11 protein-coding genes are annotated in these 12,121 nt (G+C 61.7%); 8 read left to right on the forward strand and 3 right to left on the reverse strand.

Going from position 1 to position 12,121, the window contains the following annotated elements:
- Nucleotide 1: 1 nt before the first annotated feature.
- The gene (locus BLS52_RS16090) at nucleotides 2–1,579 is read right to left on the reverse strand and encodes an ABC transporter substrate-binding protein (RefSeq protein ID WP_090588071.1); all 1,578 of its coding nucleotides are present in this window, start codon (nucleotides 1,577–1,579) and stop codon (nucleotides 2–4) included.
- Between the two features lie 124 nt (nucleotides 1,580–1,703).
- On the opposite strand from BLS52_RS16090, the gene ykgO reads away from it, so the two are divergent.
- From ykgO to BLS52_RS16130, 8 genes are all read left to right on the forward strand, one after another.
- Nucleotides 1,704–1,826 (forward strand): type B 50S ribosomal protein L36, encoded by a 123-nt coding sequence (ykgO, locus tag BLS52_RS16095; RefSeq protein WP_026544400.1) that lies wholly within the window; start codon nucleotides 1,704–1,706, stop codon nucleotides 1,824–1,826.
- An 8-nt stretch (nucleotides 1,827–1,834) separates the two neighbouring features.
- Entirely contained in the window at nucleotides 1,835–2,251 is a 417-nt protein-coding gene (locus tag BLS52_RS16100) for a hypothetical protein (protein WP_139186298.1), read from the forward strand.
- A 131-nt stretch (nucleotides 2,252–2,382) separates the two neighbouring features.
- Nucleotides 2,383–3,876: a type I restriction-modification system subunit M gene (locus BLS52_RS16105; protein ID WP_090588074.1), complete on the forward strand. Its 1,494-nt coding sequence runs from the start codon at nucleotides 2,383–2,385 to the stop codon at nucleotides 3,874–3,876.
- Entirely contained in the window at nucleotides 3,873–5,054 is a 1,182-nt protein-coding gene (locus BLS52_RS16110) for a restriction endonuclease subunit S (protein ID WP_217636782.1), read from the forward strand. Before BLS52_RS16105 ends, BLS52_RS16110 begins: the two co-directional genes overlap by 4 nt.
- Nucleotides 5,051–5,980 carry a restriction endonuclease gene (locus BLS52_RS16115; RefSeq protein WP_090588076.1) on the forward strand — a complete coding sequence of 310 codons (930 nt, stop codon included), beginning with the start codon at nucleotides 5,051–5,053 and terminating at the stop codon, nucleotides 5,978–5,980. Before BLS52_RS16110 ends, BLS52_RS16115 begins: the two co-directional genes overlap by 4 nt.
- A 90-nt stretch (nucleotides 5,981–6,070) precedes the next feature.
- Entirely contained in the window at nucleotides 6,071–6,526 is a 456-nt protein-coding gene (locus BLS52_RS16120; RefSeq protein WP_090588077.1) for a helix-turn-helix domain-containing protein, read from the forward strand.
- A 35-nt stretch (nucleotides 6,527–6,561) separates the two neighbouring features.
- Nucleotides 6,562–7,158: a PIN domain-containing protein gene (locus BLS52_RS16125; RefSeq protein WP_090588079.1), complete on the forward strand. Its 597-nt coding sequence runs from the start codon at nucleotides 6,562–6,564 to the stop codon at nucleotides 7,156–7,158.
- A 39-nt stretch (nucleotides 7,159–7,197) separates the two neighbouring features.
- A complete protein-coding gene (locus BLS52_RS16130; RefSeq protein WP_090588080.1) occupies nucleotides 7,198–10,653 on the forward strand; it encodes a DEAD/DEAH box helicase family protein in 3,456 nt (1,151 codons plus the stop codon).
- Nucleotides 10,654–10,735: 82 nt separating this feature from the next.
- Here BLS52_RS16130 and BLS52_RS16135 read toward each other — a convergent pair whose 3' ends face one another.
- Nucleotides 10,736–11,674, reverse strand: coding sequence for a sugar-binding transcriptional regulator (locus tag BLS52_RS16135; RefSeq protein WP_090588082.1), 939 nt, complete (start codon nucleotides 11,672–11,674; stop codon nucleotides 10,736–10,738).
- Nucleotides 11,675–11,795: 121 nt separating this feature from the next.
- The coding region (locus BLS52_RS16140; RefSeq protein WP_139186299.1) for a transposase at nucleotides 11,796–12,121 on the reverse strand (326 nt) is incomplete at its 5' end.

The raw sequence follows: 12,121 nt of genomic DNA on the forward strand, positions 1-12,121 counted from the left end.
GCTACTCCTTGAAGGAAATGGCGGCGAGGTTCCAGTTGCGCTCAAGCGGGTCGAGAACAAAGCCTTCGACGGCGTCGTTCACAATGACGCTCTGGCGGTACCAGGACACGGGGATGACGGGGAGCTGTTCCTGGAGGGTGCCCGCGATCCGGGTGCGGGCAGTGTCCGCGGCTGCGCCGTCGTACTCTGCCTCGGTGGTGAGCCGGTCGAGGGCAGCGGTCATGTCCGGGTCGCTCCAATTCATGGCACCCCAATCGCCGCCGTCAGCGGGGTAGTCCTTCAGCAGCGTGACAATCGGATCAGGCACCAGGGCAAAGTTGCGGGTGAAGAGCGCCATCTCCAGGGCACCGCTGGCGTGGCCCGCCGGGATTTCGCTGGAATTGTCCACACGCACCTCGACCGTGACGCCGATTTCTCCGAGCGCGGCCTGGATGGCTGCCGCCATGGTGGGAAGTTCCGGCCGGTCGGGGAACGTGAGCAGCTCCACGGTCAACGGCTCGCCGCCCTTCTCCCGCACACCGTCCTGGCCGAGCGTCCACCCGGCGTCCTCCAACAGCGTGGCGGCACGCTCGGGATCGTGCGTCAGCGGGTCAAGGCCGTCGTCGTGCCACATCTCAAGGGCCGGAGGGAACATCTGCGTCGCGGCGATGTCCGGGTCACGCAGGACGGCGGTGGCCATCGCGGGGCGGTCCAGCGCCAACGACAGGGCCTGCCGGACCCGCTCATCGGAGAGGGCCGGGTGCGCGGCGTTCAGTTTGAGCACGATGGTCCGGGGAAGCAGGGCCGACTCCACCTGCAGCCCCGGCTTCCCCTTCACCCGCTGCAGGCTGGTGGCATCCATGCCGAAGACGACGTCGGCCTGCCCGCTCTCGCCCATGAGGGCGCGGTTCTCCGCCCGGCCGACACTTTCGTAGATCACTTGCTGCGCCTGGGCCGGCTCGCCGTCGTAACCTCCGAAGGCCTCCAGTTCGATGCGGGACGGAGGGGCAACTTCGACAACCTGGTAGGGACCGGATCCGACAACCCCGGAAACAGATCCGTCCTCGGCGTAAGAGGAGGGCGCGAGGATCTGCGTGCTCGTCGCGGCCAGGACCGCGGGCAGCGGAGCGAACGGCTCCGAGAGCGAGATGAGGACGGAGCCTTCCTCCGCGCTGATCCCGGTGATGGGTGCGACGGCGATGGTGTTCGCCTCGGAAGCGCGTGCCAGTTCCAGTGCTGCCACGACGGACTCTGCGTCCACCGGCGTGCCGTCGTGGAACTGCGCTCCATTCCGCAATGTGAAGGTCCACTGCAGTCCGTCTCCGGAAGCAGCCCATTCGGCGGCCAGGCCGGGGCGCAAAGCGCCTGTTCCGTCCGCGTCGACCAGCGTCTCGGCAACCTGAAGACGGGTGAAGATACCCTCGGCCGTGGTGGGGTCCAGGCTGTGGACTTCAAGCGGTCCGATGACGTCGAGGACACCGTCCCCTGTCTGCGCGTCGGTTGTCCCGGCTGGATTCTGACTACTTGCGCAGCCCGTCAGCAGGAGGGCGGAGAGAGCCACCGTAGTGGTCACTGAGAGCAGGGAAGGGCGTAGTGGCATAGGAGTTCCTTGATGCGAGGGAAGGTATGTGCCGGATGGGCACCAGAAGACTACAACTAATGATAATCATTCTCAAACTGTGTAGAATCGGTGCTCGACCTGTTCGCAAGGCAAGGAGATAAACATGAAAGTACGCAACTCATTGCGCGCCCTGAAGAAGGTTCCCGGCGCTCAGGTGGTCCGCCGGCGCGGCCGCACGTTTGTCATCAACAAGAAGAACCCGCGAATGAAGGCGCGTCAGGGCTGAGCCGCTTCATGGACTGGAAGCCCCCACCCCGTAGCGGGAAAGACCCGGATGGACCCGTCCTGGTGTGGTGTGCCGGCCATCGTTGCGCCGCTCTTCGCAGGCTCTCAGGCGGCCAGGACCACGACGAGCAGATCCGCGCCACCATCCGCCAGACCTCCGGCGGTGTCCTCATCGAATCCAGGTGCCTCGGCCGGTGCGAGCTCGCCGGTGTCGCAGCAGTGGCGCGGCGGGACGGACGGAGTGGTCGGATCGGACCCCTGGCATGGTTCACCGGCCTTGAAAATGGCACACGTTTCGCTGCCCTGCGGCGCTGGATCGCCTCCGGCGGGCCCCGCGAGGCGGACATCCCGAATCAGGGCGCACCGCCGATCCTGGAGGACGCCGCCTGCGGGGTCACCCCGCCGCCGCAGGTTCGGCGCGGGTGATGGCGGGCAGGTTTTAGGACAGCAGCTTCCGCGGCCCAGTGCGGGCGCCTTCGCACGGCAAGCGGGAAGGCGCGGCACTGTGATCCCTGGGTGGGGAGTTTCTCGACTGCAAACGCCTTAGGCTGGAATGCGTGATCAACGGGACGGTACGCGCGCAGGTAGACAAAGTGTGGGACACCTTCTGGACGGGCGGAATCTCGAACCCGCTCGAGGTGATTGAACAGATCACATACCTGTTGTTCCTCAAGCGGCTGGACGACGCGCAGACGCTGGCCGAGAACCGCGCCAATCGCACGGGAAAACCGGTCACCAACCCGATTTTCCCTGACGGCACCGATCCCCGCGGACGCAGCTACGGTGACCTGCGCTGGAGCAGATTCAAGGGCTTCTCCCGGGACGAGAAATACACCCTCTTCGCCGAGCACATCTTCCCCTTTCTGCGCGAGGAACTGACCACGCAGGCCAACGGGGAAGACTCGACCTACAGCCACCACATGAAGGATGCCCGCTTCACCATCCCGAACCCGGGCGTCCTTGAGCGGGTCATCGACATCATCGATGGCATCGACATGACCGGCCGCGACACCAAGGGCGATCTGTACGAGTACATGTTGTCCAAAATCGCCTCCGCCGGCACCAACGGGCAGTTCCGCACACCGCGTCACATCATCGACCTCATGGTTCGGATGACGGATCCGCGGCCCATGGAAACCATCTGCGACCCGGCGTCGGGCACGTGCGGATTCCTGGTCCGGGCAGCCGAGCACCTGTGGGATTCCCCTGACATGCTGACCGACCAGAGGCAGCTCGACTTCTACCACCACGAGCAGTTCCACGGGTACGACTTCGACAACACCATGCTCCGCATCGGGTCCATGAACATGCTGCTGCACGGCGTTGAGAACCCGGTGATCACCTACCGCGATTCGCTGGCCGATCTGCACTCTGCGGAAGAGGAAAAGTACAACCTGATTCTCGCGAATCCGCCCTTTGCCGGCAGCCTCGACTACGAGAACGTCGCGAAGGACCTTCTCACCCTGGTCAAGACCAAGAAAACCGAGCTGCTCTTCCTCGCGCTGTTCATCCGCCTGCTCAAGCCCGGCGGCCGCGCGGCGGTGATCGTGCCCGACGGCGTCCTGTTCGGTTCTTCCAAGGCACACAAGGACCTGCGCAAAATGCTGGTCGAGCAGCACAAGCTCGACGCCGTCGTGAAACTCCCATCCGGCGTCTTCAAGCCCTACGCCGGGGTCTCCACCGCCATCCTCTTCTTCACCAAGACCAACTCCGGCGGCACCGACAACGTCTGGTTCTACGACGTGAAGTCCGACGGCTTCAGCCTCGACGACAAGCGCACACCGCTCGGCTCCTCCGACCTGCCAGATGTGTTGGAACGCTGGAACCAGCGCACGACGACGGAGGCCGAGCGGGCGCGAACCGACCAGTCCTTCCTTGTCCCCAAGTCGGAAATCGCCGAGAACGGCTACGACCTTTCGCTGAATAGGTACAAGGAGGTCGAGTACGACGAGGTGGAGCACAAGGCGCCAGACGAGATCATCGCGGAGTTGGAGTTGCTCGAGAAGGAAATCGTTGACGGTATGGCGGAGCTGAAGGAACTGCTCAAGTGAATCCGCGCCTTGTAGAACTTTCGGCTCTCATGATCTCTCGCGGCGGCTCGGTCGACCCGAGAAAGCACCCCAACGAAACATTCGAGCTGCTAAGCATTCCTGCACACGATCGCGGCTTGCCTGACGTTGTCGCGGGAGAATCGATCGGCTCCACAAAGCAGGTAGTTCAATCCGGTGATGTGTTGCTTTCGAAGATCGTTCCCCACATTAGAAGGGCATGGGTTGTTCCTCCTAGGACCTCGCACCGCCAGATTGCATCGGGTGAGTGGATAGTCTTCAGGAACGAGCAAATTTTCGGCCCCTACTTTCGACAGTTGCTAGTCAGCGACGCTTTCAACAGTCAATTTATGCAGACGGTTGCGGGAGTCGGTGGCTCGCTGCTTCGAGCAAGACCGGCCCACGTGGCCAAGATCAAAGTTCCCCTTCCGCCCCTTAACGAGCAGCGGCGCATCGCGGCGATCCTGGACAAGGCCGATGAGCTCCGAGCCAAACGCCGCGAGGCCCTCGCCCACCTCGACACCCTCACACATTCGATCTTCCACATCATGTTCGGTGATCCGGCGGTCAACCCAATGGGGTATGAACGCAAGCCTTTGGTAGAACTGTGCCGCGCCACTGATGACATCCGGTGCGGACCCTTCGGAACGCAGCTCAACAAACGTGAATTCCGTTCCAGTGGCGTTCCGCTGTGGGGCATCAAGAACGTCAACCGACACTTCGACTTGCCGACTCTGGAATTCTTGGATGAGGCGACTGCCAACCGGCTGACGTCCTACTCAATCCTCCCGGGAGACATAGTGATGACCCGCAAGGGTACCGTCGGAAACTGCGCTGTTTACCCGGACACCTTCCCCCGAGGGATTATGCATTCCGATCTACTTCGCCTGCGACTCGACAAGCAACGGGCGAATAGCAAATTCATCTCAGACCAGTTGCACTCAAGCCGCGATGTCGCACACCAAGTAGCGCTGATAAGTGGTGGTGCAATCATGGCTGGGATTAACGTCTCGAAGCTCAAGGCAATCGAAGTGGTGGTCCCTCCACTGAACTGCCAAGGGGAGTATGCGAGGCGAGTCGCCGCCGTCGAACGATTGAAGGAGCACCACCGCGCTCAACTCACCGAGCTCGACACCCTCTTCGCTTCCCTCCAACACCGTGCGTTCAAAGGAGAACTATGAGTGACGAAAGTGCCGTCCCGCTGCCCCGGTGGCAGGACTTTATGATCCCGGTGTTGCGGGTCCTGCAGAACGGGAAGGTCTGGTCTCGTCGTGACTTGATCGCCGCCACCCTTGATGAAGCCGGCATGACGCAGGAACAGCGGTCAATCATGCTTAAGGGCGGTGACCCGAGTGCAGAAAATCGCATCAGCTGGGCTATCTCGGATCTGACAAGAGCTCAGGCAATTGTCAGACCGGCGCGAGGCTTGAGCACGATCACAGAGACAGGGTTGAAGCTTCTAGCGGAGCACCCGGACGGGTTGGACAGGTCACATCTAGAGGTTCTGCCCGCCTATGCGGAATATCAGCCTCTTCGCGCCGGCCTAACGAAGACTTCCGTGGAGGTTCAATCGAAAAGAAATGACGAAGAGCGGGATCCCATCCAGCAGGTGGAGGACGGAATCGACCGGGTCCAGGCTGAGGTAGGCGCCGAGCTGCTTCAACGCCTCCGGGCGATGGATCCATCTCTCTTTGAACAGACCGTCGTGGAGTTGCTACTCAAGATGGGCTACGGCGGCGCCGAACAGCGCGGCAAGCGGATCGGCGGAACAGGGGATGGCGGTGTTGACGGCGTCATCGACCAGGACGCACTCGGGCTTGACCAGATCTACATCCAGGCCAAGCGGTACAAGGAAGGAAGCAACGTTGGCCGGGAGACCATCCAAGCATTCGTCGGCGCGTTGCATGGTGCAGGCGCATCGCGTGGTGTCTTCATCACAACGAGCAGCTTCACTGACCACGCGCGCACCTATGCCGCGGGCATCCCGTCCCGCGTGATCCTGATCGACAGCGTCCGCTTGGTAAACCTCATGATCAAGTACAGAGTCGGCGTTCAAGTGAAGCAGACCTACGATGTCGTGGACCTCGATGAGGACTACTTCGAATAGCTTCAGCTAAATCGATGTAGGCTCGATCGATCCGCCTTGCACTTATTTCACTTAGCACTCATTATGGGTAGTGAATGAAAGGGAGTTGTCATGAGCGCACTCACCGATACGCGAGACATGTCGACGATCAACGTCAGCCCCAAGCAAAGCGAAGAGGCAACCGAAGTCTCCCGCCACTTCACGGAAGTGGATCCGAAAGACCTGCGAATCCGAATCGAGTCCACCTCCGGCGAAGTCGTCACCCTCCCGGAGAACCTGAACGACCTGCTTCAGACGGTTCTCAGACTTGCAGCGTCTGGTCGGGAAATCGGATTGACGCACCGTTCCAAGGCCTTGACCAGTGTTGAAGCCGCTCAGATGCTAGGGATCTCCCGGCCCACTCTGATCAAGATGGTCGCAGCAGGAGAAATACCGTCGCACAAAGTGGGATCACACAATCGGTTCCTTCGTGCTGACCTGGAGCAGTTCGCTGAGCGTCGCGCGGACGCTGAGCGTGCAGCGTTCAATGCCTTCCGAGATCTGGAAGAGGCGCTAGACCGGGAGTGAGTGTTGCTGGCATCCGGTCGCATAGGGTGGTTGCTATGCGACCGGGGGCCACACTCATCTTCCTAGACGCCAACGTGCTCTTCTCGAGAACCCTCCGCGACTGGTTTGCGCTAATTTCCAAGCGTTCAGGAGCCAACGGCATCGAGCTGCGTTGGAGTGAAGACGTGCTTGTGGAGTGGCTGTATAACTTGCGTCGGATGGCCCCTGGGAAGAACGATTCAGGCATAGGCGGCCTGCGGCGGAATCTTGAAGCTGCTTTCCCGAATGCCTTGGTCAGCGGGTATGTGGTCGGTCCGGAGTTACTCGAAGGTGGTGACGAATTCGACGCTCACGTGCTCGCCGCAGCCGATCACGGGTACGCGGATTACCTCGTCACGGACAATACGTCCGACTTCGCGCCCTTCAAGGACGCTTTCGGTTTTGAGATTTACAACTCCGACGAAATGCTCTGCCTCATTTTGGAACGCCGACTGGATGCGGTGAGGGGTGCGCTGCTCGATAATCTTGCCTACTGGTCCGGGAAATCGGACGCAAAAGACCTTGTAGAAGCGCTGATTGACGCCGGCGCTCCGCAGTTCGCGGACGGCATCAAACGGCTCCGGTCGGCTCTAGCCATGTCTGGCAAGTACTAGGTCCGGTATCCTGCACAAGGAATCAGCAAAGGGGCACTGATGGGGGACGCAGCTCAGGTACAGAGCAACTTCGCATTCCTACACGCCGAATGGCCGGACATCGCCGCCGAGGCGCGTAACGCTGAACGCTTCGCCCGCATTGACCCGCGCACCTCGCTCCTCTACTGTCGCCGCACCCTCGAATTCACGCTGCAGTGGATCTTCACCGCGGATACGTCGCTGAACCAGCCGTACAAAGACGACATCAACGGCATGCTCAACGAGCCCACCTTCAAGCGGTTGGCGGGCGAGCGCCTCCTCGACAAAATGCACGCCGTCCGGAAGATCTCCAACAAGGCTGTCCACACCAACGTTCCGGTCAGCGTCCAGATCTCCGAGACCATCCTGCGCGAGCTCTTCCAGACCTGCTTCTGGCTGGCTCACCACTACTCGCGCACGGAGGAAAACCGGCCACAACCCGGGCTGCAGTTCACCGCCGCCCTGCTCAACCCGCAGCACCGCACCATGCCCGCACCGCCGAAACCGGGCGCACCGAAGCCGGGTCCCGTCGTCGTCGTTCCCAAGACCGCGGAGCAAGTGGCGGCGCTCGCGAAGGAGTTGGAGGAACGCGACCGAAAACTCGCCGAAGCCGCCCAGCAGCAGGCGAGCCTCGAGGACGAGCTGAAGGACCTGCGGGAGCAGATCCAGCGCGTCACCCAGCAGCGCCGGCACGAGCCGGACCCCCACGACTACAACGAAGGCATCACCAGAACCGACCTGATCGACCCGCAGCTACAGTGGGCCGGCTGGGATGTGAACGCACCGGACGTGCGGGAGTTCGCGGTTGACACCATGCCCACCGCGGCAGGTCCCCTCACCGGTAAGGGCGCCGCAGACTACGTACTCTGGGGCGCCAACGGCCTGCCGCTCGCCGTCGTCGAAGCCAAGCGCACCAGCAAGGACCCGCACAACGGACGGCAACAGGCGCGGCTTTATGCTGACTGCCTTGAACGGCGTTTCGGGCAGCGGCCCATCATCTACTTCACCAACGGATACCAGACCTATATCTGGGACGACGCCTTCTACTCCGAACGGAAGATCCAGGGCTTCCACACCCGCGATCAGCTGCAGCTCATGGTGGACCGTCGCAGTACACGGAAGCCGCTTGCGGAAGCCATCATCGACAACGCGATCGTCGAGCGCGACTACCAGCACGCCGCCATCCGCGCGGTCACGCAGGCCTTCGAGAAGGACGCCGAGCGGCGGGCGCTGGTGGTCATGGCCACCGGAACCGGGAAAACGCGGACGGTCATTGCCCTGGCTGACCTGTTCATGAAGGCCAACTGGGTGAAGCGGGTCCTCTTCCTCGCCGATCGGGTTGCTCTGGTGGACCAGGCAGCGAAGGCGTTCAAGACCCACCTGCCCGGCTCAGCCCCGGAAATCCTCGGCCGGGACAAGGTCGCTGACAGCCGCATCCATCTGGCGACCTACCCCACCATGATGAACCTCATCGACGAAACGGTGGGAGACGGGAAGGTCAACCGCGAGCGCTACGGCATCGGGCACTACGACCTCATCATCGTGGACGAGGCCCACCGCTCGGTCTACCAGAAGTACAAGGCGATCTTCGACTACTTCGACTCGTTCCTCATCGGGCTCACGGCCACCCCGACCGACGACGTCGACCGCAACACCTTTGCCCTGTTCAACATCGAGGACAACGTTCCGACCTTTGCTTACGAGCTGAACCGCGCCATCGAAGAGGGCTGGCTGGTCCCGCCGCGCATCATGGAGGTGCCGCTCAAGTTCCCCTATGAGGGCATCCGCTATGAGGACCTGAGCGAGCAGGAAAAGGACGAGTGGGACTCGCAGGAATGGGACGACGACGGCGAGATCCCCGACGAGGTGGACCGCGCCGTCGTCAATAAATGGCTCTTCAACCAGGACACGGTGGATAAGGCGCTGCAGGTGCTGATGGAGCGCGGGCACCGGGTCGCCGGCGGCGACCGGATCGGTAAAACCATCATCTTCGCCCGCAATAATGACCACGCCCGCTTCATCGAGCAGCGGTTCAACGCCAACTATCCGGCAGCTAGAGGCGAGATGGCACAGGTCATCACGTACGACGTGAACTACGCCTCTACGCTGATCGAATCCTTCGGCCGGACCGAGGGGAAACCGGACATCGCCATCTCCGTGGACATGCTGGACACCGGAATAGATGTGCCTCAGGTGGTCAACCTGGTCTTCTTCAAGCTGGTGCGGTCCAAGACAAAGTTCTGGCAGATGGTCGGCCGCGGAACGCGCCTCTCCCCCGATCTGTACGGGCCGGACCAGCACAAGCAGGACTTCCTGATCTTCGACCTCTGCAGGAACGCCGAGTTCTTCAACGCCAGGCTCGCACTTTCTGATGGGCAGCTGGCGAAGCCGTTGGCGCAGCGCACCTTCATCACGCGGGTCCAGTTACTGCAGGCACTCCAGTCAGGCGAGTACGACGGCGACTACCTGGCGAATCTCCGCAAGTCTCTGCACGGAGTGGTGAAAGACCTCCCGCGGGAGAACTTCCGGGTACGGCCACGGCTTGAGCACGTGGACCGTTTTTCACGCCTTGAAAACTGGGGTCGGCTCGATCCGCACGATGTCGAGGTGTTGGAATCCCAGTTGAGCGACCTCGCCACGATAACGGCGCCGCCCGACACGGAGGAAGCGAAGCGTTTCGACCAGCTCATGCTGACCGCACAGCTGGTCCTCCTCACGGAACCAGGCAGGCTCGGCCCCCTGCAGCGGAAGATCATGGAGATCGCCTCTGCCCTGCAGGATCAGCCGACCATCCCCGCGATTGCCGCCCAGCTGGGCTTCATCGAGGATGTGCTGAGTCCCCTCCATTGGGAGGCGGCCACCCCGTTGTGGCTGGAGGAAATCCGCCGCAAGCTCCGATCGCTCGTTCACCTCATCGAGAAAAAACGGCGGAAAGTTGTCTACACCGACTTCGAGGACGTCCTCGGCGAGGTCCGTGAGGTGGGGCTTCCCGACGTCGTCGCGCCCGTCGATATGGCGCGATACAGCGAGAAGGTGCGCGTCTACCTCGCGGACAAGATGGACCACGCCACCATCCAGCGTCTCCGCCGGAACCGGCCGCTCACCGAGCTGGACCTGCAGGAGTTGGAGCGCCTACTGCTTGAAAGCGGCGCCGGCTCCCGGGAGGATCTCGACCGTGCTGCCTCCGAAGGTCTGGGCTACTTTGTCCGGTCCCTGGTCGGGTTGGAGCCGGATGCCGTGAAGGAAGCGATGGCCGAGTTCATCGCCGGTACTACCCTCACGGCGGCACAGCTCGACTTCGTGAACATGATCGTCCAGCACCTCACACGGAACGGCGTGATGGAAGTGGGTCAGCTGTACGAGTCACCCTTCAACAGCCTCGCGCCCGCCGGTCCCGAGCAGCTATTCCGTGAAGAGGACCTTGATGCCCTCGACGGCGTGCTGCGGCAGTTCCGGGAGACGACGCGGGCGAGCTAACGGTCCAGCGGCTCCGCCACTGAACTGACACAAGACACATGCGCGGCGCCCCGTCACTAACGTGCCGGTCCGGTCCAATCTGCTAGGCGTGATCGAGGGCGAACTGTGCTGTGCGGACGTCCGTAACAAGTACGTCAGCGAGTCCTGACTTAAGCACCGCTACCACCGCACGCTCCTTCCCCGGCCCCCCTCCTATCACTATTTTCTGAGGAATCTGCCTTAACTGTTTCGTTGAGATTCCGGTAATGCGGCCTTCAAATTCAACCAACTCCTTACCATCAGCACGGAGTAAAGTGGTGCCCACTTCTGCCACCACACCGGCTCGCATCAATCCCTCAAGCTCGCCCAGCAGACTAACTTGATCCGCAAGCAAGGAACTGTCGGGCCAACCTCCGATAGTCAACACAGCCATGTCCAGCTGCCCCATGCGGTGCAGGGATTGCTTCACAGCGGGCTGTGCAGCAATGACGCGGCCTGCAGCCGCGTTGGTTGCCACCATCGGCGCGTGAAGCGCATACATTTTCCCACGCGCGATACTGCTCAGCGTCATGACCGCGCGCAGGCTCTCCCCCGCATCCGTGGTTGCCACACCGGTCAGTTGAACGACGTCGCAGGTGGGAATTTCACGGATTTGTCCACACATTTCGATGATTGTTCGTCCTGGACCTAGTCCAACCACGTGGTCCTCTTCGATGAGTTCCATAAATAATTTGGCGGTAACGGACGCCACGACGGCGCGCGTTTGCTCTGAATCGTATACCGGCGCCAACACGGCGAGAGCAGAAGATAACCCGAAACGCGTCGCTAATGCGCGCGACAGTCCCGGGTCGATCGGATCGTGCATCCGCGGGAGCACTTCGAAAAGCCCCTCTTCTCTGGCGCGCTGGACCATTCTGCCCACCGTAAAGCGTGAAATCCCCAGCTCCTCAGCGATGTCAACGGTGGAACGGTTGTGCTGTAAGTGCTGGAGCGCCGCATACACGTGGCGCACCTGATCTTCGATGGACAGTTTTTTGCTCATGTGAGCATGCTACTCGCTCAGTCGAGAGGTGGTGATTAGGATTACATCAGTTTGGTCCCATGACAGCGTCGACGACGACATCACTCGAGGGATCACCAAGCGAAAAGGAACGTTAAATGGCTCATCGTAATTGAGGGTGTAGCCGGGGTCTGAAGCCGCCTGATTCGAGCAGGCTGCGGACAATGTAGTTTGTGAGGTTCCGAAATCCCAGAGCTGAGCCGCGGAGGTGCTCGAGGCGACCGTTGATGGCCTCCGTGGGCCCGTTGCTGGTGCCGGGGCGGTCGAAGAACGCGAGGACGTCAGCGGCACGCTGCTTCAATGTCCGGCCGACCCGCCGGATCTCGATGAGTGCAGCCGGAACGCCGCTGGTGACCGAGCCGATCACGGCCTGCATCATCTGCTTCCCCCGTGTCTTATTCGGTTCCCGGTAGGCGGCGACGATCCGCT

This window comes from Arthrobacter subterraneus (assembly GCF_900099735.1).
GTDB lineage: Bacteria > Actinomycetota > Actinomycetes > Actinomycetales > Micrococcaceae > Arthrobacter_D > Arthrobacter_D subterraneus.

Bases quoted from the DNA above. Each gene is read 5' to 3' on its own strand.
- BLS52_RS16090 (WP_090588071.1), bottom strand. From the start codon at position 1,579: ATGCCACTACGCCCTTCCCTGCTCTCAGTGACCACTACGGTGGCTCTC.
- ykgO (WP_026544400.1), top strand. From the start codon at position 1,704: ATGAAAGTACGCAACTCATTGCGCGCCCTGAAGAAGGTTCCCGGCGCT.
- BLS52_RS16100 (WP_139186298.1), top strand. From the start codon at position 1,835: ATGGACTGGAAGCCCCCACCCCGTAGCGGGAAAGACCCGGATGGACCC.
- BLS52_RS16115 (WP_090588076.1), top strand. From the start codon at position 5,051: ATGAGTGACGAAAGTGCCGTCCCGCTGCCCCGGTGGCAGGACTTTATG.
- BLS52_RS16120 (WP_090588077.1), top strand. From the start codon at position 6,071: ATGAGCGCACTCACCGATACGCGAGACATGTCGACGATCAACGTCAGC.
- BLS52_RS16125 (WP_090588079.1), top strand. From the start codon at position 6,562: ATGCGACCGGGGGCCACACTCATCTTCCTAGACGCCAACGTGCTCTTC.
- BLS52_RS16130 (WP_090588080.1), top strand. From the start codon at position 7,198: ATGGGGGACGCAGCTCAGGTACAGAGCAACTTCGCATTCCTACACGCC.
- BLS52_RS16135 (WP_090588082.1), bottom strand. From the start codon at position 11,674: ATGAGCAAAAAACTGTCCATCGAAGATCAGGTGCGCCACGTGTATGCG.